The following is a 25,521-nucleotide window of genomic DNA, read 5'->3' on the forward strand; positions in this document are numbered from 1 at the left end:
GAGGCGGCTCGCACGGCGATGGGCGCCCCGGAGGTCAGGCCTCCGCCGGCTCGGCCTCCAACGGGTCGGCCTGCATCGGCTCCGCCCCCGACGACTCGGCCCCCGACGACTCGGCCCCCGACGACTCGGCCTCCGTCGACTCGGCCTCCGGCCGCTTGGCTCTCGCCTGCTTGGCTCTCGCCCGCTTGACCTTGGCCGGCTCGGCCTCGGTCCCCGCGGCAGCCTCGTGCCCGGCCCCCGCCTCGTGCCCGGCCCCCGCCTCGTCCCCGGTCGGCTCTGCAGCTGCCGGCTCGCTGCCGTCACCGATCGTCGCCACCGCGCGGGCGGCCTCGGGGCCCTCGTCGAGCAGGACGCGCAGGCCGTCGTCGTCGAGGATCGGCGCCTTCACCTGGACCGCCTTGTCGTACTTGCTGCCCGGGTCGGCGCCGACGACGACGAAGCCGGTCTTCTTCGACACCGAGCCGGTGATCTTGCCGCCACGCTCCTGCACCGCGGCGATGGCCTGGTCGCGCGAGAGGTCCCGCAGCGAGCCGGTGATGACCACGGTGACGCCGGTGAGCGGCCCGGGCGGGGCGTCCTCACCGGCGTCGGCCAGCCGTACACCGGCCCGCCGCCACTTCTCCACGACCTCGCGGTGCCAGTCGACGGCGAACCAGTCGCGCACCGAGCGGGCGATCGTCGGCCCCACCCCGTCGGCGGCGGCCAGCTCCTCCTCCGACGCGGCGGCGATGCGGTCCAGCGACCGGAAGTCCCGGGCCAGTGCCTGCGCGGCGGTGGGGCCCACGTGCCGGATCGACAGCGCCACCAGCACCCGCCACAGCGGGACGTCCTTGCGGGTCTCCAGGTTGGTCAGCAGCCGCGTGCCGTTGGCCGAGAGGCTGCCGTCCTTCTTGGTGAAGAACGACGTCCGGCACAGTTTGTCCTCGGTGATGTCGAAGACGTCGCCCTCGTCCTCGAGCAGGTGCTCGGCCAGCAGCGCGATGGCGGCCTCGTAGCCGAGCACCTCGATGTCGAAGGCCCCGCGGCCGGCGACGTGGAACACCCGCTCCCGCAGCTGGGCGGGGCAGGACCGCGCGTTGGGGCAGCGGATGTCGGCGTCGCCCTCCTTCTCGTGCCGCAGCTCGGTGCCGCACTCGGGGCAGTGCGTGGGCATGACGAACTCGCGCTCGGAGCCGTCGCGGGCGGCGGCCACCGGGCCGAGGATCTCCGGGATGACGTCGCCGGCCTTGCGGATAACGACGGTGTCGCCGATCAGCACGCCCTTGCGCCGCACCTCGCTGGCGTTGTGCAACGTGGCCAGCTGCACGGTCGAGCCGGCGACCTTGACCGGCTCCATGTAGCCGAAGGGTGTCACCCGGCCGGTGCGCCCGACGTTGACCCGGATGTCCAGCAGCTCGGTGGTGGCCTCCTCGGGCGGGTACTTGAAGGCGATCGCCCACCGCGGCGCCCGCGCGGTCGAGCCCAGCCGCCGCTGCAGCGCGACCTGATCGACCTTCACGACGACGCCGTCGATCTCGTGCTCCACCGAGTGCCGCTGCTCGCGGTAGCGCTCGATGTAGGCCCCCACCGCCTCGAGGTCGTCGACCACCTCGTAGCGGCTGCTCACCGGCAGGCCGAAGCCGCGCAGCCGCTCGTAGGCCTCCGACTGCCGGCCGGGCTCGAAGCCGCGCCGGGCACCGAGGCCGTGCACGACCAGCCGCAGCGGCCGCGAGGCCGTCACCCGGGGGTCCTTCTGCCGCAGTGAGCCCGCCGCGGCGTTGCGCGGGTTGGCGAACGGGGCCTTGCCGGCCTCGACCAGGCCGGCGTTGACGTCGGCGAACCCCTCGAGCGGGAAGTAGATCTCGCCGCGGACCTCCAGCAGCTCGGGCACGTCGTCGGGGTCGCCGGCCAGCTGCTGCGGGACGTCGTCCATGGTTCGGACGTTGGCGGTGACGTCCTCCCCCGTCGTCCCGTCGCCGCGGGTGGCTGCGCGCACCAGCCGGCCGCGCTCGTACACCAGCGCGACGGCGACGCCGTCGACCTTGAGCTCGCACAGCCAGGCGATCCCGTGACCGGCGTCGCGCACCACCCGGGTGGCCCAGGCCGAGAGCTCGTCGCGGTCGAAGACGTTGTCCAGGCTCTGCATGCGCTCGAGGTGCGCGACCGGCGCGAAGGTGGCGGTGAACCCGCCGTTGACCTTCTGGCTCGGCGAGTCGGGGGTCAGCAGCGCCGGGTGCTCGGCCTCCAGCGCCCGGAGCTCGGCCATGCGCTCGTCGTACTGGCCGTCGCTGACCAGCGGCGCGTCCTGCACGTAGTAGGCGAACGCGTAGCGGTCGAGCTCCTCGGACAGGTCGCGGTGGCGGGTGCGCGCGACGTCGGGCACCTCGGTGAGGTCCGCCCGGTCGGCGGTGGCAGCCACCCGCGGGGCGTCGTCCTGGACGGTGTCGGCGGCGTCCGTGCTCACGCGGAGGACGGTAACCGGCGAGTACGACGGCACACCCGCCGCACTCACCCGTTCGGGATCACTCCGGCAGCAGGTACCGGGCGGCCTCCCGGACGTGGGTCATGGCCGCGCGTGCGTAGGCGGGACTCGCACCGGCCAGACCGCAGGCGGGGGTGAGCGTGACGGCCTCGTGCAGCGCGTCGGCGGGGAACCCCAGCTCGCGCCACCACGCGTGCAGCCGGGAGGCGGTCGCCCTCGGCGCCGGCAGCGGCGCGTCGGTCCCGGGGACGACGCCGACCACCAGGTGGGTGCCGGCCTCGACGGCGGTGCCGAGCGCGTCGAGGTCCTGCACCAGCCCGAGGTCGAACGACAGCGCGTCCGCGCCGGCGGCCCGCAGCAGGTCCAGCGGCGCGCGGTGCGCGCAGCAGTGGACGACGACGGGGCCGGGCACCGCCGCGACGACGGCGGCCAGCTCGGTCTCCACCACCGACGCCTCCACCTCGGGCAGCCGGCCGAACCCGCTCGCCGTGGGCAGGGCCCCCTGCAGGACGGCGGGCAGCGACGGCTCGTCGAGCTGGACGACCACCTGCGCGCCGGGCACGCGGGCGGCGACCGCGGCGACGTGCGCCGCGATCCCCTCGGCCAGCGACTGCCCGAGGTCCCGTCGGGCGCCGGGGTCGACGACGGCCCGCTCCCCGCGCTCGCGCTCGAGCCCGGCGGCCAGCGTCCACGGCCCGGTGGCCTGGACCTTGAGCGGTCCGCGGTGGCTCTCGGCGACGTCGTGCAGGGCGTCGAGGTCGCGGGCGAGGAACTCCTGCGCCCGGCGCAGGTCGATGCCGCCGCGGGGCACCAGCCGCCAGCCCGCGGGGGTCAGGTCGACGGCGAGGTCGACCAGCAGCGCGGCGCTCCGCCCGATCAGGTCCGCCCCGGCGCCGCGCGCGGGCAGTTCCGGCAGGTGAGGCATGCCGGGCAGCTCGCCCAGGACGACCCGGATCGCCTCGGCGGCGTCGGTGCCGGGCAGCGACCCGACGCCCGAGGCCGGCCCCCACGGCGCGGGAGCCGGCCCCGGGTCGGTGCTGGTCTGCTCGGGGATGCGTTCCGGGTCGATCGGGGAGGCCACGGCGGCGACGGTAGTCCCGCGCCGCCGGAGCCCCGACCGGATCGGGGTGCGCCGGCCGGTCAGACGGCCGTGCCGTGGTCGGCCGCCGGCGGACTGACCGGTGAGTGGGCCTCGACGTAGGCGACGAGGGCGTCGACGTCGACCGGGCCCACGGTGAGGTCGGTCCCACCGGTGAAGGTGGTGAACGAGTCGCCGCCGGCGGTCAGGAACGAGTTCGCCACGACCCGGTAGCTCGCCGCCGGGTCGACGGCCACGCCGTCGAGGGTGATCGAGGTGTCGACCACCCGCTCCCCGTAGGGCAGGTCGAGGTCGTAGGTGTAGGCGAAGCCCTCCGACGTGCCCAGGATCAGCTGGCTGTCGCGCGGGCCGCCGCCGAGCTGGAACTGCTCCTCCAGCACGTCGTCGATCTGCGCGCCGGTCAGCGTCAGCACGTTGACGGTGTTGCCGAAGGGCTGCACCGCGAACAGCTCGCCGTAGGTCACCTCGCCGGCCTCGATGTCGGTGCGCACGCCGCCGGGGTTCATGAAGGCGATGACCGGGTTGCCGAACTGGTCCTGCTGCACCGCCTCGAGCTGGGCCTGGGCGACCAGGTCGACGATGGGCTGCTCGGCGTTGCGGCCGGCGGACCCGGCGGTGCCGATCGTCGTGGTGGCCGAGCCGACGACGACGTTGCGGGCCTCCGCCGCTCGGCCGTTCCAGTAGTCGACGATCGACTGCACCTCGGGGTCGGCGGCTTCGCGGGTCACCGGCACGTTGGTCGCCGAGTAGGTGGCGCCGCGGTCGACGTCACCGGTGGCGCGGTCGATCGACAGCCGGATGTCGGTGACCAGACGGCCGTAGAAGCCGGCCTGGGTGACCAGCCGCGGCCGGCCGCTGGGGTCGTCCAGCCGGCAGTCGTAGGCCTGGTGCGTGTGCGCGCTGACGATCAGGTCGACCGCAGCGGAGGTACGGGCGTTGATGTCGACGATCGGGCCCGTGAGGCCCGTACAGCTGTCCGCGGTGGGGGCGGCGCTGGGGTCGGTGACCGTGCCGCCCTCGTGGACCAGCATACCGATCGCCTCGATGCCCTGCTCCTGCAGCTCGGGCACCCACCGGTTCACCGCGTCGGCCTCGTCGACGAACGCGACGTCGGCCACGCCGTCCGGCGAGACGATGGTCGGGGTGGTCTCGGTGACCACGCCGATGAGGGCGACCCGCTGGCCGCCGGCCACGTCGAGGACCTGGTACGGCGGGAGCACCGGCTCACCGGTCTCGCGCGAGACGACGTTGGCGGCGAGGTACGGGAACCGGGCGCCCTCGAACGCGTGCTCGCCCTCGCCGAAGCAGCCGTCCACGCCGGGCTCGACGCCCTCGCAGGCCTCGACGTCGTCGGTGTAGGTGCCGTCGGTCGCGGCCGAGATGCGCCGCAGCTCCTCGGTGCCGCGGTCGAACTCGTGGTTGCCGACGGAGGAGACGTCCAGGCCCATGGCGTTGAGCGCCTCGACGGTCGGCTCGTCCCGGTACACGCTGGACTCGAACGGCGAGGCACCGACCAGGTCGCCGGCGCCCACGAAGAACGAGGTGGACGGGCCCCGGGTCGTGTCGTCGAACGTCGCCTGCAGGCGCTGGACGGTCGCGGCGACGTGCGCCGCGCCACCGACCGGGACGCTGACGTCATCGGGGGTGCCGTACTGGCCGTCGGCACCGGGCGAGGTCGCCAGCGACCCGTCGGCCCCGGTCTGCGGGGTGATCCGCCCGTGGAAGTCGTTCACGGCCAGCAGCTGGACCGTCACGTCCGCGGGCGCGGCCGCGGCCACGGACGGGACGGCCAGGACCCCGGCCGAGGTGACGACGGCGGCAGCGAGGGCGAGGTGGGTGCGGCGCACGGCGTCCTCCGGGGGACCAGGGGGTGGCTCGCCGCACACGCTAGGTGACGGACCGGTCCCGCACCACGCGGGTCAGCCGGGGACGACCACCGGCGCCTGGCCGAGCACCAGGTCGCCGTGCACCGGGTCGGGCGCGTAGAGCACCGCCGACTGCCCCGGAGCCACGCCGCGCTGCGTCTCGCCGAGCGCGAGCACCAGCCCGCCGTCCCGGCCGGCGGACACCTCGCACGCCACGGCGGCCGCGTGCGCGCGCAGCTGGACCTCCGCCCGCAGCGGCAGGTCGGGAGCGGCGCCCGTCCACGTGGGCGGTCCCGTCCGGACGACGTCCACCCCGGTCAGCTCCGCGGTCCCGACCGTCACCGTGCGGGTGACCGGCTCGATCGCGAGCACGTAGCGCGGCCGCTGGTCGCCCACGGCCAGGCCCAGCCCCCGCCGCTGTCCGACGGTGAAGCCGTGGGTGCCCTCGTGCGTGCCGACGGTGGCCCCGGTGGCGGCGTCGACCACCGGCCCCGGGCGCGCGCCCAGCCGGCGGGTGAGGAAGCCGCGGGTGTCGCCGTCGGGGATGAAGCAGATGTCGTGCGAGTCGGGCTTGGTGGCCACCGCGAACCCGCGCTCGGCGGCGAGCGCGCGCACCCGCTCCTTGGTCATCGACCCCAGCGGGAACAGCGCCCCGGCCAGCTGGCCGGGTGTGAGCACACCGAGGACGTAGGACTGGTCCTTGGCCGCGTCGACCGACCGGCGCAGCTGCCCGCCGGCCAGCCGCGCGTGGTGCCCGGTGACGACGGCGTCGAAGCCCAGCGCCTGCGCCCGGTCGAGCACCGCGGTGAACTTGATCCGCTCGTTGCACCGCAGGCACGGGTTGGGCGTGCGCCCGGCCGCGTACTCGGCCACGAAGTCCTCGACGACGTCCTCGGTGAACCGCTCGGCGAGGTCCCAGACGTAGAACGGGATGCCCAGCTCGTCGGCGACCCGGCGGGCGTCGTGGGCGTCCTCGACGCTGCAGCAGCCGCGGGCGCCGCTGCGCAGGGTCTGCCGGTCGGGCGAGAGTGCGAGGTGGACCCCGGTGACGTCGTGGCCGGCGTCGACCGCCAGGGCGGCGGCGACGGCGGAGTCCACTCCCCCGCTCATCGCGGCGAGCAACCGCATCAGCGCCGTCCCATCCCGGCGCGGCGGGCCCGCTCCACCACCGGGCCGATCACCGCCAGCAACGCGTCGACGTCGGCGTCGGTGCTGGGCGAGCCGAGGCTGAAGCGCAGCGAACTGCGCGCCCGACCGGCGTCGGCACCGACGGCGGTGAGCACGTGGCTGGGCCGGGCCACCCCGGCGCTGCACGCCGAGCCGGTCGAGCACTCGATGCCGCGCGCGTCGAGCAGCATGAGCAGCGCGTCGCCCTCCGCGCCCGGGAAGGACAGGTGCGCGTTGCCCGGCAGCCGTCCCGGGCCGCCGGCGACGACGTCGTCCAGGGCAGCGCCGTTGAGCTGGGCGTCGGGGACCTCCTCGAGGACACCGGCCACCAGCCGGTCGCGCAGCGCGGCCAGCCGCGCGGCCCGCTCGTCCCGGCCGGCGACGGCGGTCGTGGCGGCCACGGCGAGGCCGACGATGGCCGGCACGTCGAGCGTGCCGGAGCGGACGTCGCGCTCCTGGCCGCCGCCGTGCAGCAGCGGCGTGCACTCCGCGTCGCGCCGCAGCAGCAGCACGCCGGCGCCCATCGGGCCACCGAGCTTGTGCCCGGTCATGGTGAGCGCGTCGACGCCGCTGGCGGCGTAGCCGACCGGCACCTGGCCGACGGCCTGCACCGCGTCGGTGTGCAGCGGTACCCCGACGGCGTGGGCCGCCTCGGCGAGCGCGGCGACGTCGCTGACCGTGCCGATCTCGTTGTTGGCCCACATGACACTGGCGACGGCGACGTCGGACCCGTCGCCGAGCGCGTCGGCCAGCGCCGCGGGGGTGATCCGCCCGGTGGGCTCCACGTGCAGCCAGGTGCAGCTCGGCGCCCTCGTGCTCGGCCAGCCACTCGGCGCTGTCGAGGACGGCGTGGTGCTCGGCGGGGCTGACCACGAGCCGCCGCCGGCGCGGGTCGGCTCCCCGCCGGGCCCAGTAGAGGCCCTTGAGCGCGAGGTTGTCGCTCTCGGTGCCGCCGCCGGTGAACAGGACCTCCGACGGCCGGGCGCCCAGCGCCTCGGCCAGCCGCTCGCGGGCCTGCTCGGCGGCCCGGCGCGCCGCCCGGCCACCGGCGTGCAGCGACGAGGCGTTGCCGACCCGGCCCATCTGCTCGGTCATGGCGGCCAGGACCTCGGGCAGCACCGGGGTGGTGGCCGCGTGGTCGAGGTACGTCACCTGCTCTCCTCACCACCGCTCGGCGGGGCCGTGCCCCGGGCCGCTCTCCCCTGGGGTGACCGCCCGGTCACCGGGGCCAGGGTAGTCGCGCGGGGCGACCGGCCGGTCGGGAGCGCCGGACCGCCGTCCCCGCGGTCGCGGCGGGTCCCGGTGAGCCGCGCCCGCGGACGTTGACACCTCCCCCCACACCCCCCACCGTGGACACGGCCCCGGACCCGGCGGCGGGCGGACCCGCGGGTCCGCCCCGCCGGAGGACCGGGGTCGGAGGAGGCCGTGTGCCGGGACCGTGTCCCGGCGACGGGGACACGGCCGCTCGCCGGACACCCCGCGGCGCGGTGCCCGGCGAGGACCGCCGGCCGCGGCGCGGTGCCCGGCGAGGACCGCCGGCCGCCGCGCACGGGCCACTCGGAGCGGGAGCCGGATCGATGATCACCGCACTCGTCGGAGTCCAGGGACGGCTGGAGGGTCAGCGGTTCCCGCTCGGCCGCACCCCGGTCACGCTGGGCCGGGGCGACACCAACGACGTCGTCCTCGCCAGCCGGTTCGCCTCGCGGGTGCACGCCGAGGTGCGCCGGGAGGGTGCGGGGTTCGTCCTCGAGGACCGCGACAGCGACAACGGGACCTGGGTGAACGGCGTCCAGGTCACCGTGCAGCCGCTGGAGCCCGGCGACGAGATCCGGATCGGCGACGAGGTGTTCCGTTTCGAGACCCGGGAGACGGCCACCTACGTCGGCCCGGTCGACGCCCTCGACGGCGGGTCACCCGACGTCCTGCGGGTCACGATCACCGGCGGCGGGCCGGTCGGCCTCAGCCTGGCCCTGCTGCTCGACCACCTCCTGGGCCCGCGGGTGGCGGTCCGGGTCCACGACCGCCGGTGGATGCGGGTCGGCGACCACCTGGAGTGGACGACCTACGAGAAGGGCAACGTCCGCCGCGAGCAGGTGGTCACGCTGCAGAGCCGCCAGTACCTGCGGCTGCCGCCGCACGTGCAGGAGCGGCTGTTCGCCGCCCGCGAGGACTGGTCGCAGATGTGGCCGGTCGGCCCCGACTCGATCGACGGCGCCGCGCCGCGCAACACCCCGGTCCGGTTCATCGAGGACAAGCTGCTCGAGCTGGCGAACGAGCGGTCCGAGCGCATCACGCTCGTCCCGGAGCGCTTCGACGCCGCCGAGGCGGCCGACGACCTCGTCGGCCAGCACGTGCTGGCCGTCTGCGAGGGCGGCCGCTCGCGCACCCGCGACCACTTCGCCGACCGGTTCGGGACGGCGGACACCTCCATGTACTCCGTGGACGGCGAGCACGTGTCGGACATGGTCCTGGGGCTGCGGGTCCGCTCCGGACTGCCGGACCCGACCAGCGTGCTGCTGACGGTGTCGCAGAACCGCTTCCTGCTCAACTCGCTGCACGGCGAGGGCTTCCTCAACATGCGGCTGACCGACCAGGAGGCGCAGGAGGCGGTGGGGATCAACCCGGTGCGGCAGGTGTTCACCGCCTGCATCCAGTCCGCCCCCTGCGTGCTGGAGCGGCAGCCGGACGGCGAGTACATGTGCGAGACCCACCGCACCTTCTTCCTCCCGGCGCTGCTCAAGGGCTCGGCGCTGTGGACGCGGGTGCAGGAGGGGCTGCGGCTGTTCGGCGTCCCCGAGGACCGGCTCACCGCGGTGACCGGGTTCCGGCTGGACATGGTCCAGCGGCCGCGGTTCACCGCACAGCTCTACCCGCCGACCCGCACCACACCGGGCACCTTCGCCTGCCTGCTCGGCGACGCGGGCAACGCCATCCACTTCTGGCCCGGCCGCGGCCTCAACAGCGGCCTGGCGTCGGCGATCTCGCTGGCCCGCACCCTGGCCACCGTCTGGCGGGGGACGCCGCTGCGCGACGCGGACTTCGTGCGCCACGAGGCGGTGATGGCGATGCTGCAGTACCGGCACAAGACCCGCGCCTGGCGCCAGATGGTGACCATCGACGCCACCGGGCGGCCGCGGACGATCAAGGGCCAGATCGCCCGGGGCATCGCGGAGGGCGAGCAGGGCGCCTTCGACCGGGCCGCGGACACCGAGGCGCTGATGGAGCGGCTGCGGCGCAACCGGGCCCGACTGGACGGACGCCTGCCCGGGCTGCCCGACGACGCGGCGCTGCTCGCCCAGCTGGAGCCGCTCACCGGCCCGACACTGCACACGCTGGCGGTCAGCGGGTCCTGGGACACCGCGAACGTCGGCGGCGAGGAGGTCGACGTCGGCTGGCTGCTCCCCGAACCCGAGCCGGCCGCGGTCCCGGCGCCACCACCGGCCGTCGACGCCGCGCGCGTCACCCGGCGGGTGTCGGGTGACCGGCCCGCCGCCGCCGTGCCGGGACCACGCGAGCGGCCGGACGCGCTCCGGGATCCCGCCGCCCCCGCGCCCGGGGCCTGAGACCCCCGGAACGCGCAGGCGCCGGCCCCCGCGAACGGGGACCGGCGCCTGACGTGCCGTGCTGTCGACGACGTGCTGTGCTCGGCCCCCTCACAGGGTCCCGCTGCGAGCCTGCGAGCAGTGGGGGGTGAGGGGGTCCTTCACTTGCGCGCGGCGATCTGCTCGGTGGCGGCGGGGACGACCTGGAAGAGGTCGCCGACGACGCCGAAGTCGGCCAGCTCGAAGATCGGGGCCTCGGGGTCCTTGTTGACGGCCACGATGGTCTTGCTGGTCTGCATGCCGGCGCGGTGCTGGATGGCCCCGGAGATGCCGACGGCGATGTAGAGCTGCGGCGAGACGGTCTTGCCGGTCTGCCCGACCTGGAAGCTGTGCGGGTAGAAGCCGGAGTCGACCGCGGCGCGCGAGGCACCGACGGCGGCACCGAGGGTGTCGGCCAGGCCCTCGATGATCGTGAAGTTCTCCGCCGAGGCCACGCCGCGGCCACCGGAGACGACGATCGCGGCCTCGGTGAGCTCGGGCCGGTTGCTCTTCTGCTCGACGACCTTGTCGACCACGCGGGTCTGCTTGGCCTGCTCGGACAGCGTGACCTGCACCGGGACCTCCTCACCGGCGGCGGGCGCCGGCTCGGGGGTCACGGAGTTGCCGCGCAGCGTGTAGATCGGCGTACCGGTCGTCACCTTCGCGTGCACGATCTGCTGACCGGCGAAGATGACCTGGGTGGCGGTGCCGTCGGCGGCGATCTCGGTGACGTCGGTCAGGAAGCCGCTGCCGGTCTTGAGCGCCAGCCGGCCGGCGACCTCGCGGCCCTCCGGGGAGGAGGGGATGACGACGGCGGCCGGCGAGACCTGCTGCACCAGCTGGGCCAGCACCTCGGCCTTGGGCGCGACGAGGTACTCGTCGATCTCCGGGGACTCGGCGACGTAGACCTTCGCCGCGCCGTACTCCGCGAGCCGCTCGCGGACGCCGGCGGCGACGCCGGGGCCGCCGGCGACGACCGCCGAGACCTCACCGAGCGCCCGCGCGGCGGTGAGCGCCTCGAGCGTGCCCTTGCGGACGGTGCCGTCGGCCGGGTTCAGCTCGACGAGGACCAGGACCTCTGCCATGGGTGTTCAGTCTCCTCTTCGCTGCGATCGACGGCCGGTCAGACGAGCTTCTGCTCGACGAGGTAGCCCACGAGCTTCTGGGCGCCGTCGCCCTCGTCGGTGACCTTGACGCCCTCGCCCTTGGGCGGGCGGCCGGTGACGTCGACGACCGCACTGGTGGCGGTGGCCAGGCCCACGGTGGAGGGGTCGATGCCCAGGTCGGCGAGGGTCTTGGTCTCGACCGGCTTCTTCTTGGCCGCCATGATCCCCTTGAAGGAGGGGTAGCGCGGCTCGTTGATGGTGTCCCAGGTGGACACAATCGCCGGCAGCGGCGCCTCCAGGGCCCAGAAGCCGCCGTCGGTCTGCCGCTCGACCTTCACCGTCGAGCCCTCGACGGTCAGCTTCTGCGCGCCCGACAGCTGCGGGACGCCCAGCCGCTCCGAGAGCAGCGCCGGCATGACGGCGACCTGCCCGTCGGTGGAGGTGGCACCCATCAGCACCAGGTCGTAGTCCAGCTGCTGCAGCGCCGCGGCCAGGATCGCCGAGGTCTGGATCGCGCACGAGCCGTGGATGGCGTCGTCGGTCACGTGCACGGCCTTGTCGGCGCCCATCGACAGCGCCTTGCGGATCGCGTCGGTCGCCGAGGCCGGGCCGACGGTGAGCACGGTGACCTCACCGCCCTCGCGGTCGCGGACCTGCAGCGCCTCCTCGATCGCGTACTCGTCGATCTCGTTGATGACGTTGTCCGCGGTGGCGCGGGCGACGGTGTTGTCCGCGGCGTCCAGCGAGCGCTGGGTGCCGGAGTCGGGGACCTGCTTGACCAGAACGACGATGTTCATCGCCAGACCTACCTCCGCGATCGGTCATGGGGTGACGCGGGCCGCGGCCCGCCTGGCTCCGATAGTGGAGGTTACTGCGGGGTAACGGGTCCGCGGGTCGGGGCCTCGGTGACGACGGTCACGCCGTCCAGCGCCCCGTCGCGGTGAACTCCTCGAGGACCGCCGCGTGCGGCGCGAGGTCTAGTCCGCGGGCGGCCACCCAGTCGTCGGAGAAGTACGTGTGCGCGTAGCGCTCCCCGCCGTCGCACAGCAGGGTGACGACGCTGCCGGTGCAGCCCGCGGCGACCATCTCGGCGACCAGCCGGAAGGCGCCCCACAGGTTGGTGCCGGTCGAGCCGCCGGCCCGCCGTCCGGTGACCCGCTCCAGGTGCCGCACCGCCGCCAGGGACGCGGCGTCGGGCACGCGGATCATCCGGTCGACCACCGAGGGCAGGAACGACGGCTCCACCCGCGGCCGGCCGATCCCCTCGATCCGGGAGGGCGTGCCGGTGGTCCGCCCCGGCTCGTCGGCCACCCAGCCGGGGAAGAAGGCGGAGTTCTCCGGGTCGACGACGGCCAGCCGGGTGGGGTGGCGCCGGTAGCGCAGGTAGCGGCCGAAGGTCGCGCTGGTGCCCCCGGTGCCCGCGCCGACGACGACCCACTCCGGCACCGGGTGGCGCTCCAGGGCCATCTGCTCGAACACCGACTCGGCGATGGTGTTGTTGCCGCGCCAGTCGGTGGCCCGCTCGGCGTGGGTGAACTGGTCGAGGTAGTGGCCGCCGGTCTCGACGGCCAGCCGGCGGGCCTCGTCGTACATGGCGGCGGCGTCCTGCACGAAGGAGCAGCGCCCGCCGTGGAACTCGATGAGCGCGACCTTCTCGGGGCTGGTCGAGGCGGGCATGACGGCGACGAAGGGCAGGCCGAGCATCCGGGCGAAGTACGCCTCGCTGACCGCCGTCGACCCGCTGGAGGCCTCGACGACGGTGCTGCCCTCGGTGATCCAGCCAGAGCAGAGAGCGTGCAGGAACAGCGAGCGGGCCAGCCGGTGCTTGAGGCTGCCGGTCGGGTGGGTCGACTCGTCCTTGAGGTAGAGGTCGACACCCCACTCGGGCGGCAGCGGGTGGACCAGCAGGTGGGTGTCGGCGCTGCGCAGCGCGTCGGCCTCGACGGCGGCGATCGCCCACTCCACCCACGCCCGGCCGGCGCGGTCGGACCGGTCGACGTCCGTCGGCTCGGGGTCGGTCGGGTCGGGGCTGGTCACCGCCCCATCCTCGTGCACCCCGCGGCTCAGACCCCCGCGGCTCCGTCCGCCGTGTCCCGGTCCGCAGTGGCCCGGTCCGCAGTGGCCCGGTCCGCAGTGGCCCGGTCCGCAGTGGCCCGGTCCCCAGTGGCCCGGTCCCCAGTGACCGGCTCGACCAGGGCGGGGCGCTCGGCGGGGGTGACGGTGACCGCCGTCCCCGGGGTGAGGCCCTGGCTCTCGGCGCTGGGGACGTCGGCCTGCACCTCGAGGCCGTCGGGCAGCGCGACCGCGAGGCGGGTGGTGGCACCGGAGAACGTGCGCGTGACCACCCGGCCGCTCCCCCGCGGGTCGGCCTGGACGAGCAGCGCCTCGGGGCGCACCAGCGCGAACGCCGGGCCCGGTGCCGCCGGGGTACCGAGCACCTCGCGTCGCACACCGAGGAACTCGACGTCGCCGTCGCCGAGGACGGCGGGGATGCGGTTCATGGCGCCGACGAACCCGGCCACGAACGCCGTCGCCGGGCGCTCGTAGAGCTCGTCGGGCGAGGCCACCTGCTCCAGCCGGCCGGCCCGCATGACGCCGACCCGGTCGGCCACCGAGAGCGCCTCGGCCTGGTCGTGGGTGACGAAGACCGTGGTGGTGCCCAGCTCCAGCTGGATGCGGCGGATCTCCTCCCGCAGCTGCACCCGCACCTGGGCGTCGAGCGCCGACAGCGGCTCGTCGAGCAGCAGCACCTGCGGCGCGACCGCCAACGCGCGCGCGAGGGCCACCCGCTGCTGCTGGCCGCCGGAGAGCTGGTGCGGGTAGCGCCCGCCGCGGTCGGCCAGCCCCACCAGCTCGAGCAGCTCGGCGGCGCGCCCGGCCCGTTCGGCCCGGTCCCGGCGGCGCACCCGCAGCCCGTAGGCGACGTTGTCGGCGACGGTCATGTTCGGGAACAGGCTGTAGGCCTGGAACACCATCCCGACGTCGCGCCGGGACGGCGGGACACCCGTGACGTCGCGGCGGTCGAACCACACCCGCCCCACGTCGACCTGCTCGAAGCCGGCAATCGCCCGCAGCGCCGTCGTCTTGCCGCACCCCGAGGGGCCGAGCAGGGCGAGGAACTCCCCGCCGGCGATCTCGAGGTCGAGGGCGTCGAGGGCGAGCACGGAGCCGTAGCGACGGGTCAGCCCCTCGAGGCGGACGGCGACCCCGGGCTGCGCGCGCAGGTCGGCGGGGGCGGCGCCGAGGGCGGTCATGCGGGCTCCTCCTCACGGCGCCGGCGGTCCAGCGCGGAGATCAGCAACAGCAGCACCCAGGTGAGCAGCAGCGACAGCACCGAGACGGCCACCGACAGCCGCGGCTGGGACCCCGAGATGCGCACGATCCAGGTCGGGAAGGTCTCGAAGCCGAGGATGTTGGCCACGGTGAACTCGCCCAGCACCAGCGCCAGGGTGAGGAAGGCGGCGTTGAGCACCGACGTGCGCAGCACCGGCAGCACCACCGACGTCATCACCCGCGGCCACGAGGCGCCCAGCACCCGGGCGGCCTCGGTGAGCGTGCGCAGCTGCGCGCCGCGGACGCCGGCGTCGAGCGCCCGGTAGACGAACGGCAGCGCCAGGACGACGTAGACCAGCACCAGGATCCACGGCAGGGCCGGCTCCTGGAGGGCGAAGAACGCGTCGGCCAGCGGCGTCCGGAAGAAGTACTCCGGCGCCCAGGCCAGCACGCTGCGCACCCCGACGACCAGCGCGATCGGGGGCAGCAGGAGCGGGACGAGGGTGAGCATCTCGACCAGCGGCCGCAGCCGCGGCAGCCGCAGCTCCACCAGGACGACGGTGGGCACCATGAGCACCAGCGCGACCAGCACGGTGAGCGCGCCCAGGGCCAGCGAGCGGCCGAAGTTCTCCGCGAAGCCCTCGGCGGTCGGGATGCCCGCGTAGACGTCGGCGCTGACCCCGCCCCGTGCCCGGTCGCGCACGGTGAACCACAGCGAGGCGGCCAACGGCACGAGGAAGTACAGGCCGAGGACGGCGAAGACGGCCCAGCGCCACCAGCCGCGGCCCCGCCGTCCGGGGCGCTCGCGGGTCTCGGGCTCGACGCCGCCGGCACCGGTGACCGCGGCCGTCGACAGGCCGGTCGTCGTGGCGCTCACGCCAGCCACCGCGACGTGCGCCGCTGCACCCAGGTGTAGAAGGCCATGACCAGCCCCACGAGCACGACCATGCCCAGCGCCAGCGCCTTGCCCAGGTTCTCCGCGCCGACGACGACATTGCTCGACAGCGAGTCGGCGATCTGCAGGGTCACCAGCGGCACGCTGCTGCCCACCAGCGCCTTGGCGGTGGCGTAGGCGGCGAACGCGGAGGCGAAGAGCAGCATCGTGGCGCCCAGCACCGGCGGGGCCAGCACCGGCCCGCCGACGTACCGCCAGTACTGCCAGCCGCTGGCCCCGAGGACGTCGGAGGCCTCCCGCCACTGCGGGCGCAGCGCCTCGATCGCCGGGACGATGGTCAGCACCATCAGCGGGACCAGGAAGTAGAGGTAGACCACCGCCAGCCCGGCCATCGAGTACAACGAGAAGCCGTCGAGGCCCAGCGTGTCGGTGAGCAGTGCGGTGACCACCCCGGCGTTGCCGATCGTGGCGAGGAAGGCGAAGGCCAGCGGGACGCCGCCGAAGTTGGCCAGCACCCCGGACGCGGTGAGCACCAGCCGCCGCAGCAGCCGACCCCGGCGGGTGGTGACGACGGCGAAGGCCAGCGCCAGGCCGAGGACGGCGCCGAGGACGGCGGTGACCGCCGACAGCTGCAGACTGCCGAGGTAGGCGCGGGCGTAGGCGCCGCCGGCGACCGTGCCGATGTTCGCCGTCGACCAGGTGTCCTCGAAGGTGACCGGGTCGGTGGCGCGGAAGGCCTCGACCGCCAGCACGCCGACCGGCAGCAGCAGGAACAATGCGACGTAGAGCAGGAACGGCACGATGCCCAGCACGGGCAGCAGACCGCCGCGCCGGCGCCCCCTGCGGGACGCCGGCGCGGCGGTGTCGACGACGGTGCTCAGCCGGAGATCTCCTGGTTCCACCGGGCCGCGACCACCTGCTGGGCGGCGCTCTCCTGCTCCTGGGTCGGGAACTCCGCGGTGCCCTCGACCGGCGGCAGGGCGGCCAGCGCATCGGCGTCGGCGGTGCCGGCCTCCTGCATCGCCGGCAGCCGGACCGGGCGGGCGCCGCCGGCCAGGTACAGGTTCTGTCCCTCGTCGCTGTAGAGGAACTCCTGCCACAGCCGTGCGGCGGCCGGATGCGGGGCGTAGGCGCTGACCGCCTGGCTGTAGTAGCCGCCGAACAACCCGTCGGAGGGGACGGCGACCTGCCACTCCACGCCCTGCTCGGCCAGCGTCGGGGTCAGGCCGGCGTTGAGGTAGTCCCAGTCGATGGCCAGCGGGGTCTCCCCGCTCTGGATGGTCGCCGGGGTGATCTCGACGGGGTTGAAGTTGCCGACCTGCTTGACCTGGGCGAAGAAGTCGATGCCCGGGCCGATGTCGTCGAGGCTGCCGCCGTTGGCCAGCGAGGCGGCCCACACGCCGGAGAAGGCGGCCGCGGCCTGGGTCGGGTTGCCGTTGAGCGCGACCTGCCCGGCGTACTGCGGGTCGAGCAGGTCGGCCATCGTCGTCGGGCACTCGGCGATCACCGTGGCGTTGCAGCCGATGGAGATGTAGCCGCCGTAGTCGTTGTACCAGTGGCCCTCGGGGTCCTTCTGGCCCTCGGGGATCTCGTCCCAGGTCTCGACCTGGTAGGGCGCGAGCAGATCCTGCGCCTGTGCCTGGCGGGCGAAGGCGGTGCCCAGGTCCAGCACGTCGGGCGCGCGGTCCTGCCCGCGCTGGCTCTCCACCGCGTTGAGCTCGTCCTGGCTCGAACCGTCGGGCGAGGCGCTGTTGACGGTGATGTCGTACTTCTCCTCGAACGTGGAGATGATCTCGCCGTAGTTCGCCCAGTCCGGCGGCAGCGCGATGACGTTGAGCTCGCCCTCGGCCTGGGCGGCCTCGACGAGGGCGTCCACGCCGCCGAGGTCCTCGGCCGAGGTGGCGCTCGCCGCGTCGGAGCCGCCACCGCCCCCACCGCCCGAGCCGCCGTCGTCACCCCCGCCGCAGGCGGCCAGCAACAGGGTCGCGGCGGCCAACACGGCCGCCGTCCTCGGGATGGGGGTGGCAGGGCGTCGCACGGGCGTCCTCCTCGACGAGTGGTCCGGGTGGCCCTCCGGTCCGGCGACGTGCCGGTGGTGGGGGTCCGCGGATCGTGACAGAACGGGACGGCCCACGGCAGACCGCGCGGGGACACCTTGGCGAAGTCGTGATCACCGGCGCTCCGGCGCCGGAACGGCGCTCAGCGACCGGCGAACGTGGCCTTGCCGGGACCGCTCTCGAGGAAGGAGCGCATGCCGGTCGACTGGTCCTCGGTGTCGAACAGCTCGGCGAACAGCCGGCTCTCCAGCTCCAGCCCGCGGCCGAGGGGGAGGTCCAGTCCCTCGTCGACGGCCCTCTTGGCCGCGGCCAGCGCCAGCGGCGGGCCGGCGGCGAACTTGCGGGCCATGGCGACGGCGGTGTCGTACACCTCGGCGTCGGGGACGACGGCGTCGGCCAGGCCGATCTCCAGCGCCTCCTCGGCACCCACGTGCCGGCCGGTGAAGACGAGGTCCTTGGCCTTGGCCGGGCCGACCAGGCGGGCCAGCCGCTGCGTGCCACCGGCACCGGGGATGACGCCGAGCAGGATCTCGGGCTGGCCGACCTTGGCGCCGGCACCCATCACCCGGAAGTCCGCGCACAGTGCCAGCTCGTAGCCACCGCCCAGGGCGTAGCCGGTGATCGCCGCGATGACCGGCTTGGGGACGTGCGCGACGGCGGTGAAGCTGTTGGTCAGCTCCCGCCCCCAGGCGACCATCGAGCTGCCGGTCAGCTGCGACATGGCCTTGATGTCGGCGCCGGCGGCGAAGACCCGCTCGCCGCCGTAGAGGACGACGGCACGCACGTCGGCCCGCTCGCCGGCCTCCAGCGCGGCCGCGCGGACCTCCTGGTGCAGTTGCTCGTCGATCGCGTTCATCTTCGGACGGTCGAGGCGGATCGTGCCCACCCCGTCCTCCACCGACAGGGTCACGAACTCCGGCTCTGCCATCGAAGGCCTCCCGCAGGTGTGGACGACGTCGTCGCCGCACCCTAGTCAGCGGCGGAGCTCACGCCTTCCGGCGGGCGGCGAAGCGGCCGTCGGCGCGCTCGAGCTCCAGCGGCAGGCCGAAGGTCTCCGACAGCGCCTCGGCGGTCAGCACCCCGTCCACCGGCCCGGCGGCGACGACCTGACCCTCCCGCATCAGCAGCGCGTGGGTGTAGCCCGGCGGGATCTCCTCGACGTGGTGGGTGACGAGCACCTGGGCCGGCGCGTACGCGTGGCGGGCGAGGGCGGACAGCCGGCTGACCAGGTCCTCGCGGCCGCCGAGGTCCAGGCCGGCGCCGGGCTCGTCGAGCAGCAGCAGCTCGGGGTCGGGCATGAGCGCGCGGGCGATCTGCGTCCGCTTGCGCTCGCCCTCGCTCAGCGTGCCGAAGGGCCGGTGCGCGATGCCCGCGACCCCCCACTGCTGCATGAGGGCGGCGGCGCGGGACAGGTCGTGGATGTCGTAGCGCTCCCGCCAGCGGCCGACGACGGCGTACCCGGCCGAGATGACGACGTCGCCGGTGCGCTCCCCCGGCTCGATCCGCTGGGCCAGTGCCGCGCTGGTCAGGCCGATCCGCGGGCGCAGCTCGAAGACGTCGACGGCGCCGAGCGTCTCGCCGAGCAGGCGGACCTCGCCGCGGGTGGGGTGCATGTGCGCGCCGGCCAGCTGCAGCAGCGTCGTCTTGCCCGCGCCGTTGGGGCCGAGCACGACCCACCGCTGATCGGCCAGCACGGTCCAGTCCACCCCCCGCAGCAGGGAGGCCCGGCCGCGGACGACGTCGATGCCGCGCATCTCGACGACCGGCTCGGACGTGGCGGGGAGGTCGGTCACCGCGCTGCTCGACACGACCCCATCCAACCAAGCACCCGCCTCCCTCCGCCGGACAGGCGGACCGGGCAGGATCGCCGGGTGAGGACGACTCCCGAGGACCGACCCGACGCCGCAGAGGTGTGGCCGGGCTCCCCCGCGCCCCTCGGTGCGCACTGGGACGGCACCGGCACCAACTTCGCGCTGTGGTCGGCCGGGGCCACCGCCGTCGACCTGTGCCTCTTCGACGCCGACGGCACCGAGCACCGGCACCGGCTGCGGGAGACCACCCACCAGGTCTGGCACGGCCGGATGCCCGGGATCGGACCCGGCCAGCGCTACGGCTACCGGGTGCACGGCCCCTACGACCCCGGCGCCGGCGCCCGCTTCAACCCGGCCAAGCTGCTGCTGGACCCCTACGCCCGGGCCGTCGACGGCGAGCTGACCCTGGACCCGGCGCTGTTCGGCTTCCCGTTCGAGGGCGGTGACACCGGCGCCCCCGACCCGCGCGACTCCGCGCCGCACGTCCCGCGCGGCGTCGTCGTCCACGACTCCTTCCCGTGGGACGGCGACCGGCGGCCGGGCACCCCGTGGTCGGACACCGTCATCTACGAGGTGCACGTCAAGGGCGCGACCATGCGCCACCCCGACGTCCCGCCGGCGCTGCGCGGCACCTACGCGGGGCTGGCCCACCCGGCGTTCGTCGAGCACCTGCGGTCCCTCGGGGTGACCGCCGTCGAGCTGCTGCCGGTGCACCACTTCGTCAGCGAGCCGCACCTGCTGCGCCGCGGGCTGACCAACTACTGGGGCTACAACACCCTCGGGTACTTCGCCCCGCACGCCGCCTACAGCTCGGCCGGGTCCGGCGGCGCGCAGGTGACGGAGTTCAAGGCGATGGTCAAGGCGCTGCACGCCGCGGGCATCGAGGTGGTCCTCGACGTCGTCTACAACCACACCGCCGAGGGCGACCACAGCGGCCCGACGCTGTCGCTCAAGGGCATCGACAACGGCGGCTACTACCGGCTCGCCGGCGGCAACCCGGCCCGCTACACCGACTACACCGGCTGCGGGAACACCCTCGACGTCCGCCGGCCGGCGGTGCTGGCGCTGCTCATGGACTCGCTGCGCTACTGGGTCACCGAGATGCACGTCGACGGGTTCCGCTTCGACCTGGCCAGCGCGCTGGCCCGCTCCTTCCACGACGTCGACCGGCTCTCGGCGTTCTTCGACGTCGTGCACCAGGACCCCGTGGTCAGCCGGGTCAAGCTCATCGCCGAGCCCTGGGACGTCGGCGAGGGCGGCTACCAGGTGGGCAACTTCCCGCCGCTGTGGACCGAGTGGAACGGCAAGTACCGCGACACCGTCCGCGACGTCTGGTCCGGCGCGCACGTCGGCGTCCGCGACCTCGCCTACCGGCTCACCGGTTCCTCGGACCTCTACCGCTCCGACGGCCGGCGCCCGTTCGCCAGCGTCAACTTCGTCACCGCCCACGACGGGTTCACCCTCGCCGACCTGGTCACCTACGAGCGCAAGCGCAACGAGGCCAACGGCGAGGACAACCGGGACGGCGAGAGCCACAACCGCAACTGGAACTGCGGCACGGAGGGCCCCACCGACGACCCCGACGTGCGGGCGCTGCGCGCGCGGCAGGTGCGCAACCACCTCTCCACGCTGCTGCTGTCGACCGGCGTGCCGATGCTCACCGCCGGCGACGAGCTGGGCCGCACCCAGGGCGGCAACAACAACGCCTACTGCCAGGACGGAGAGGTCTCCTGGATGGACTGGGCCGCCGCCGACGCGGACCTGCTGGCCTTCGTCCGCCGGCTGGTGGACCTGCGCCGCCGCTCCCCCGTGCTGCGGCAGGAGGCCTTCTTCGAGGGCCACGAGATCCCCGGCACCGCCCTGCCCGGCACGCACGGCACCCGCGACCTGGCCTGGTTCGCCCCCGACGGCGGGCAGCTGACCACCGCCGACTGGTTCGACAACCGGCTGCAGACGATCGGCATGTACCTCGACGGGCGCGGCATCCGGCACCGCGACCAGCGCGGCCGGCCCGTCGTCGACGACTCCTACCTCGTGCAGCTGCACGCCGGCCCCGAGCCGGTGACGGTCGACCTGCCGGGGCCGCCGTGGTCGGACGGCTACGAGTTCGTCGTCAGCACCGAGTACCCGACGGGGGCCCCGCCGCGGCCGGCCGTCGTCGCCCCCGGCCCGATCGTGGTGCCGCCGCGGACGGTCTGGCTCCTCCGCGTCCTCCGCCGCCCGTCCGCGGGGTCGCGCCAGGATCAGGGGACCTGATCGTGGCGCGTCCTCCCTCACCGCCCACCGTGAGGGAGGACGCGCTGCGGTGAGGGAGGACGCCGGCGCGCGATCCGCGCGGACCACGGCGCGCCGGCCCCCGCGGTGGCCCCGGACGTGCGAGAGCCCCGTCCGGCGGGCGGACGGGGCTCTCGTCGACGTTCGGTCCTGCTGGGTTCAGTCCTGCGGGTCCTCGTAGGTGATGACGGTCCAGCCCAGCAGCAGGCGGTCGCCGTCGGAGAGCGGGTGGGCGACGCCGGGCTCGAGCTGGGTCCACTCGGTGGCCTCGGGGCCGGCGACGTGCGTGCCGTTGAGCGAGCCGAGGTCGGTGAGGGTGACCTCGCCGCCGGTGCGCTGGATGGCCGCGTGGGCCGAGGACAGCACGTTCTGGGTGTCGGCGATCGGCACCGGGCGGGCCGTGCCGCTGGTGACCAGCTCGTGGCTGTCGGGACGACGGCCGAGGACGAGGTCCTCGTCGACGGTCACGACCAGGCCGTCGTCGAAGCGCAGCACGGGCGCCGAGGCCGACTCCGGCTTCCAGAAGGCCGTCTCCTCGCCGCCGTCGGTGGCGCGGGGGGTCTGACCGGACGCCGACGAGCCGCCGCCGGAGCCGTAGGACGCGGCGCCGGCGAACCCGGCGTCGGAGCCGGCCGTGAACGGCGACGGCGCCGGCGACGCGGCGGTGGCCGGCGGGACGGCGGCGGAGACGTGCGCGGCGGCGGCGAGCTGCAGCATCGCGCCGGAGCCGGGGACGGTGCCCTCGGCGAGGTCGTAGGCGACGCCCGGCGGCATCTGCGGCGCGGCCTGGCCGGGGCCCACGTAGAGCGTGGCGCCGAGCGGGAAGCCGGCGGCGATGCTGCAGCCGCCGTCGACCGGCTGCCCGGACACCGGGACGCCGTCGACGGCCGGCTGGCCCTTGCCCGACCACAGCGCGACGCCGGTGCCCGACCCCTCGGCCGGGTCGACGAGGACGAGCGCGAAGGACGCCGAGCCGCCGAGCCGGGACATCTGGGCGGCGACGGCCGCCAGGACGCGGTCGGCGCCGGGCCCCGAGACGCCCAGGCAGGCGTGCAGCGCGGCGACCAGGGCGGGTGAGCCGGGAGCGTCCACCCAGAGCAGACCCCCGCCGCGTCGGGCGACGACGGCGTCTCCGGGCAGGACTTCACAGCGGTCGGGCATGCGCGCCAGCCTAGTGACCGCTCGGCGAACCGCCAGGTCCGGCGCCACCGCCACGCCGGTCGCCGGGCCGCCTGAGGGCGCTGCGACCGGCGTGACGGGTGTGCTGCCGTCCGGGTCCTCCTCAGGCGCTGCGGACGAGCCCCAGCTCGGCGGGGTCGGCAAGGTGCTCGGAGTGCGGCAGCACCCGCACGGTGTAGCCGAAGGCGCCGGTGCGCTCCAGCGGCACGGTGGCGGTGAACCAGTGCCGGGAGCCCTCGGTGTGCTCGTGCTCCATGGGCACCGTGGTCACCTCGTGCAGGCCGTCGGCGTCGTCGACCCGCCCGTAGGCCGCCTGCACCTCGACGTCGCCCGGGGCCAGGTGCGGCAGCTCCACCTCGGCCCGCAGCGCCAGCGTCGAGCCGATCTCCGGGGTGTCGCCACCGCCGGTCGCCTCGACGTGGGCGACCCGCACGCCGGTCCAGTTCTCCTGCACCCGCGCCCGCCACTGCGCCTCGGTGCGCGCCGGGCCGTAGCCGCCGTCGGCCATGGTCCGCGACGAGCCGGCCGCCGGCAGGTAGAGCTGCTGCACGTAGTCGCGGACCATCCGGGTGGCCAGCACCCTCGGGCCGGTCTCGCGCAGCGTGTGCCGGACCATCTCCACCCAGCGGGTGGGCACGCCGTCGCGGTCGGTCTCGTAGAACCGCGGCACCACCTGCGTGCTCAGCAGGTCGTAGATGGCCCGCGCCTCGACGTCGTCACGGCGGTCGGGGTCGGCCACGCCGTCGGCTGTCGGGATGGACCAGCCGTTCTGGCCGTCGAACCACTCGTCCCACCACCCGTCGCGGATGGAGAGGTTGAGGCCGCCGTTGAGCGCCGCCTTCATCCCCGACGTCCCGCAGGCCTCCAGCGGACGCAGCGGGTTGTTGAGCCAGACGTCGCAGCCCCAGTACAGGTAGCGGGCCATGCCGATGTCGTAGCCGGGCAGGAACGCGATCCGGTGGCGGATGGAGGGGTCGTCGGCGAACTTCACCATCTGCTGGATGAGCTGCTTGCCGCCGTCGTCGGCCGGGTGGCTCTTGCCGGCGATCACCAGCTGCACCGGCCGGTCGGGGTCGAGCAGCAGGGCCCGCAGCCGCTCGGGGTCGCGCAGCATGAGGGTGAGCCGCTTGTAGGAGGGCACCCGGCGGGCGAAGCCGATGGTGAGGACGTCGGGGTCGAACGCGGCGTCGGTCCAGCCGACCTCGGCCTCGGCCGCGCCGCGGGACAGGGCCGTCTCCCGCAGCCGGCGGCGCACCTCGTCGACGAGCCGGCCGCGCAGCATCCGGCGGGTGCTCCACAGCTCGCCGGAGGGGATGCGGTCGACGCCGTCGAAGGACACCGGACCGCGGGCCTCGATCGGGTCGCCCTCGCGGGAGGTCTGCGTGCCGAGCTCGACGAGCTCCCGGGCGGTCCAGGTCGGCGCGTGCACGCCGTTGGTGATCGAGCCGATCGGGACGTCGCCCTCGTCGAAGCCGGGCCACAGGTCGCTGAACATCGACCGGCTGACGTGCCCGTGCAGCTGGCTGACCCCGTTGGCCCGCTGCCCGAGGCGCAGGCCCATGTGCGCCATGTTGAACTTCGACGGGTCGTCCTCGGCGCCGAGCGGGATGAGGTGCTCCAGCGGGACGCCGAAGCCGGCGAAGTAGCGCTCGATCAGCGCGCGCGGGAAGCGGTCGATGCCCGCGGGCACCGGCGTGTGGGTGGTGAACACCGTGCCGGCGCGGACGGCCTGCAGCGCCTCGGCGAAGGACAGCCCGTGGGACTCGGTGAGCTCGCGGATCCGCTCCACGCCCTGGAAGCCGGCGTGGCCCTCGTTGGCGTGGAACACCTCCGGCTGCGGGGTGCCGGTGAGCTGGCAGTAGGCCCGCAGCGCGCGGACCCCGCCGATGCCCAGCAGCATCTCCTGGCGCAGCCGGTGGTCCTCGTCGCCGCCGTAGAGCCGGTCGGTGACGCTGCGCTCGGCGGGGGTGTTCTCCTCGATGTCGCTGTCGAGCAGCAGCAGCGAGACCCGGCCCACCTGGGCCCGCCAGACGTGCGCGTGCAGGGTGCGGCCCTCGGGCAGCGGCACGCTGACGACGACGGCCGAGCCGTCGGGCTGGCGCAGCAGCTTGACCGGCAGGCCGTGCGGGTCCAGCGACGGGTAGCGCTCCAGCTGCCAGCCGTCGGCCGACAGGCCCTGCTCGAAGTAGCCGGCGCGGTAGAGCAGGCCGACGCCGATCAGCGGCACGCCCAGGTCGGAGGCGGCCTTGAGGTGGTCGCCGGCGAGGATCCCCAGGCCCCCGGAGTACTGGGGCAGCACCTCGGTGATGCCGAACTCGGCGGAGAAGTAGGCGATGCTGCGCGGCGCGTCCGCACCCAGCGACTGGTACCAGTGCTCGGAGGACAGGTAGTCCTCCAGGTCGTCGACGACGTCCTGCAAGTGGCGCAGGAACCGCCGGTCGCGCGAGAGGGTGGCCAGCCGCTCGGCCGACACCTCCCCGAGGACCGTGACCGGGTCGTTGCCGCAGGTCTGCCACAGCTCGGGGTCCAGCGCCTCGAAGAGGTCGCGGGTCTCGGCGTGCCACGACCAGCGGAGGTTCATCACCAGCTGGGAGAGGGGCGTGAGGGCCTCGGGGAGGGCCGCCCGGACGGTGAACCGACGCAGTGCTCGCACGCGGAGAGACTAGTCAGCGGCAGAAGACGGGACCGGCCGGGCGGTTCACCGGCCGACGCGCCAGGATGAGCCATGGCGAGCAGACGTCCCGGCCACCCCT

At 74.7% G+C, this 25,521-nt stretch carries 18 protein-coding genes and 1 pseudogene; 2 read left to right on the forward strand and 17 right to left on the reverse strand.

Annotated features, from left to right (window positions below; translation table 11 throughout):
• Positions 1-34 precede the first annotated feature (34 nt).
• The 6 genes and pseudogenes from ligA to ACWIZO_RS00775 all read right to left on the reverse strand — a co-directional run.
• On the reverse strand, positions 35-2,443 hold the full coding sequence (gene ligA, locus ACWIZO_RS00750) for an NAD-dependent DNA ligase LigA (RefSeq protein WP_448640664.1): 2,409 nt from the start codon (positions 2,441-2,443) through the stop codon (positions 35-37).
• A 58-nt stretch (positions 2,444-2,501) separates the two neighbouring features.
• Complete coding sequence (locus tag ACWIZO_RS00755) at positions 2,502-3,542, reverse strand: methionine synthase (protein ID WP_448640665.1); 1,041 nt, start codon at positions 3,540-3,542, stop codon at positions 2,502-2,504.
• A 59-nt stretch (positions 3,543-3,601) separates the two neighbouring features.
• A complete protein-coding gene (locus tag ACWIZO_RS00760) occupies positions 3,602-5,407 on the reverse strand; it encodes a bifunctional metallophosphatase/5'-nucleotidase (protein ID WP_448640666.1) in 1,806 nt (601 codons plus the stop codon).
• Between the two features lie 72 nt (positions 5,408-5,479).
• Positions 5,480-6,553, reverse strand: a complete 1,074-nt coding sequence (gene mnmA, locus ACWIZO_RS00765; RefSeq protein WP_448642909.1) for a tRNA 2-thiouridine(34) synthase MnmA — start codon at positions 6,551-6,553, stop codon at positions 5,480-5,482.
• The gene (locus ACWIZO_RS00770; RefSeq protein ID WP_448640667.1) at positions 6,553-7,377 is read right to left on the reverse strand and encodes a cysteine desulfurase family protein; all 825 of its coding nucleotides are present in this window, start codon (positions 7,375-7,377) and stop codon (positions 6,553-6,555) included. The genes mnmA and ACWIZO_RS00770 overlap by 1 nt, the downstream gene beginning before the upstream one ends.
• 64 nt (positions 7,378-7,441) lie before the next feature.
• A pseudogene (locus ACWIZO_RS00775) lies at positions 7,442-7,687 on the reverse strand (aminotransferase class V-fold PLP-dependent enzyme); the annotation flags it as partial.
• 482 nt (positions 7,688-8,169) lie between these two features.
• Between ACWIZO_RS00775 and ACWIZO_RS00780 the strand changes: the two are divergent.
• Positions 8,170-10,155 carry an FHA domain-containing protein gene (locus ACWIZO_RS00780; RefSeq protein ID WP_448640668.1) on the forward strand — a complete coding sequence of 662 codons (1,986 nt, stop codon included), beginning with the start codon at positions 8,170-8,172 and terminating at the stop codon, positions 10,153-10,155.
• A gap of 140 nt (positions 10,156-10,295) precedes the next feature.
• On the opposite strand, the gene ACWIZO_RS00785 is transcribed toward ACWIZO_RS00780, so the two are convergent.
• The 9 genes from ACWIZO_RS00785 to ACWIZO_RS00825 all read right to left on the reverse strand — a co-directional run bounded on the left by ACWIZO_RS00785 (position 10,296) and on the right by ACWIZO_RS00825 (position 19,312).
• Complete coding sequence (locus ACWIZO_RS00785; RefSeq protein WP_448640669.1) at positions 10,296-11,258, reverse strand: electron transfer flavoprotein subunit alpha/FixB family protein; 963 nt, start codon at positions 11,256-11,258, stop codon at positions 10,296-10,298.
• Positions 11,259-11,296: 38 nt separating this feature from the next.
• Positions 11,297-12,076 carry an electron transfer flavoprotein subunit beta/FixA family protein gene (locus ACWIZO_RS00790; protein WP_448640670.1) on the reverse strand — a complete coding sequence of 260 codons (780 nt, stop codon included), beginning with the start codon at positions 12,074-12,076 and terminating at the stop codon, positions 11,297-11,299.
• Positions 12,077-12,194: 118 nt separating this feature from the next.
• The gene (locus ACWIZO_RS00795) at positions 12,195-13,316 is read right to left on the reverse strand and encodes a PLP-dependent cysteine synthase family protein (protein ID WP_448640671.1); all 1,122 of its coding nucleotides are present in this window, start codon (positions 13,314-13,316) and stop codon (positions 12,195-12,197) included.
• 26 nt (positions 13,317-13,342) lie between these two features.
• Positions 13,343-14,533 carry an ABC transporter ATP-binding protein gene (locus ACWIZO_RS00800; protein WP_448640672.1) on the reverse strand — a complete coding sequence of 397 codons (1,191 nt, stop codon included), beginning with the start codon at positions 14,531-14,533 and terminating at the stop codon, positions 13,343-13,345.
• Entirely contained in the window at positions 14,530-15,429 is a 900-nt protein-coding gene (locus tag ACWIZO_RS00805) for an ABC transporter permease subunit (protein WP_448640673.1), read from the reverse strand. The genes ACWIZO_RS00800 and ACWIZO_RS00805 overlap by 4 nt, the downstream gene beginning before the upstream one ends.
• Positions 15,426-16,349, reverse strand: a complete 924-nt coding sequence (locus tag ACWIZO_RS00810; protein WP_448640674.1) for an ABC transporter permease — start codon at positions 16,347-16,349, stop codon at positions 15,426-15,428. Before ACWIZO_RS00810 ends, ACWIZO_RS00805 begins: the two co-directional genes overlap by 4 nt.
• Entirely contained in the window at positions 16,325-17,446 is a 1,122-nt protein-coding gene (locus tag ACWIZO_RS00815; protein ID WP_448640675.1) for an ABC transporter substrate-binding protein, read from the reverse strand. Before ACWIZO_RS00815 ends, ACWIZO_RS00810 begins: the two co-directional genes overlap by 25 nt.
• 200 nt (positions 17,447-17,646) lie before the next feature.
• Positions 17,647-18,432 carry an enoyl-CoA hydratase/isomerase family protein gene (locus ACWIZO_RS00820; protein ID WP_448640676.1) on the reverse strand — a complete coding sequence of 262 codons (786 nt, stop codon included), beginning with the start codon at positions 18,430-18,432 and terminating at the stop codon, positions 17,647-17,649.
• Between the two features lie 58 nt (positions 18,433-18,490).
• The gene (locus ACWIZO_RS00825) at positions 18,491-19,312 is read right to left on the reverse strand and encodes an ABC transporter ATP-binding protein (protein ID WP_448640677.1); all 822 of its coding nucleotides are present in this window, start codon (positions 19,310-19,312) and stop codon (positions 18,491-18,493) included.
• A 63-nt stretch (positions 19,313-19,375) separates the two neighbouring features.
• Between ACWIZO_RS00825 and glgX the strand changes: the two genes are divergently transcribed.
• Complete coding sequence (glgX, locus tag ACWIZO_RS00830; RefSeq protein ID WP_448640678.1) at positions 19,376-21,571, forward strand: glycogen debranching protein GlgX; 2,196 nt, start codon at positions 19,376-19,378, stop codon at positions 21,569-21,571.
• 177 nt (positions 21,572-21,748) lie between these two features.
• Here the strand turns inward: glgX and ACWIZO_RS00835 are convergent, their stop codons facing one another.
• Both ACWIZO_RS00835 and glgP read right to left on the reverse strand, forming a co-directional pair.
• Positions 21,749-22,750, reverse strand: a complete 1,002-nt coding sequence (locus ACWIZO_RS00835) for an FHA domain-containing protein (RefSeq protein WP_448640679.1) — start codon at positions 22,748-22,750, stop codon at positions 21,749-21,751.
• A 121-nt stretch (positions 22,751-22,871) separates the two neighbouring features.
• A complete protein-coding gene (gene glgP / locus ACWIZO_RS00840) occupies positions 22,872-25,421 on the reverse strand; it encodes an alpha-glucan family phosphorylase (RefSeq protein WP_448640680.1) in 2,550 nt (849 codons plus the stop codon).
• Positions 25,422-25,521: the final 100 nt, after the last annotated feature.

It is taken from the genome of Geodermatophilus sp. URMC 63, from assembly GCF_053502565.1.

What these genes read in the sequence shown, in the direction of transcription:
- mnmA (WP_448642909.1), bottom strand. Translation starts at nt 6,553, where the DNA reads ATGCGGTTGCTCGCCGCGATGAGCGGGGGAGTGGACTCCGCCGTCGCC.
- ACWIZO_RS00780 (WP_448640668.1), top strand. Translation starts at nt 8,170, where the DNA reads ATGATCACCGCACTCGTCGGAGTCCAGGGACGGCTGGAGGGTCAGCGG.
- ACWIZO_RS00785 (WP_448640669.1), bottom strand. Translation starts at nt 11,258, where the DNA reads ATGGCAGAGGTCCTGGTCCTCGTCGAGCTGAACCCGGCCGACGGCACC.
- ACWIZO_RS00790 (WP_448640670.1), bottom strand. Translation starts at nt 12,076, where the DNA reads ATGAACATCGTCGTTCTGGTCAAGCAGGTCCCCGACTCCGGCACCCAG.
- ACWIZO_RS00800 (WP_448640672.1), bottom strand. Translation starts at nt 14,533, where the DNA reads ATGACCGCCCTCGGCGCCGCCCCCGCCGACCTGCGCGCGCAGCCCGGG.
- ACWIZO_RS00820 (WP_448640676.1), bottom strand. Translation starts at nt 18,432, where the DNA reads ATGGCAGAGCCGGAGTTCGTGACCCTGTCGGTGGAGGACGGGGTGGGC.
- ACWIZO_RS00835 (WP_448640679.1), bottom strand. Translation starts at nt 22,750, where the DNA reads ATGCCCGACCGCTGTGAAGTCCTGCCCGGAGACGCCGTCGTCGCCCGA.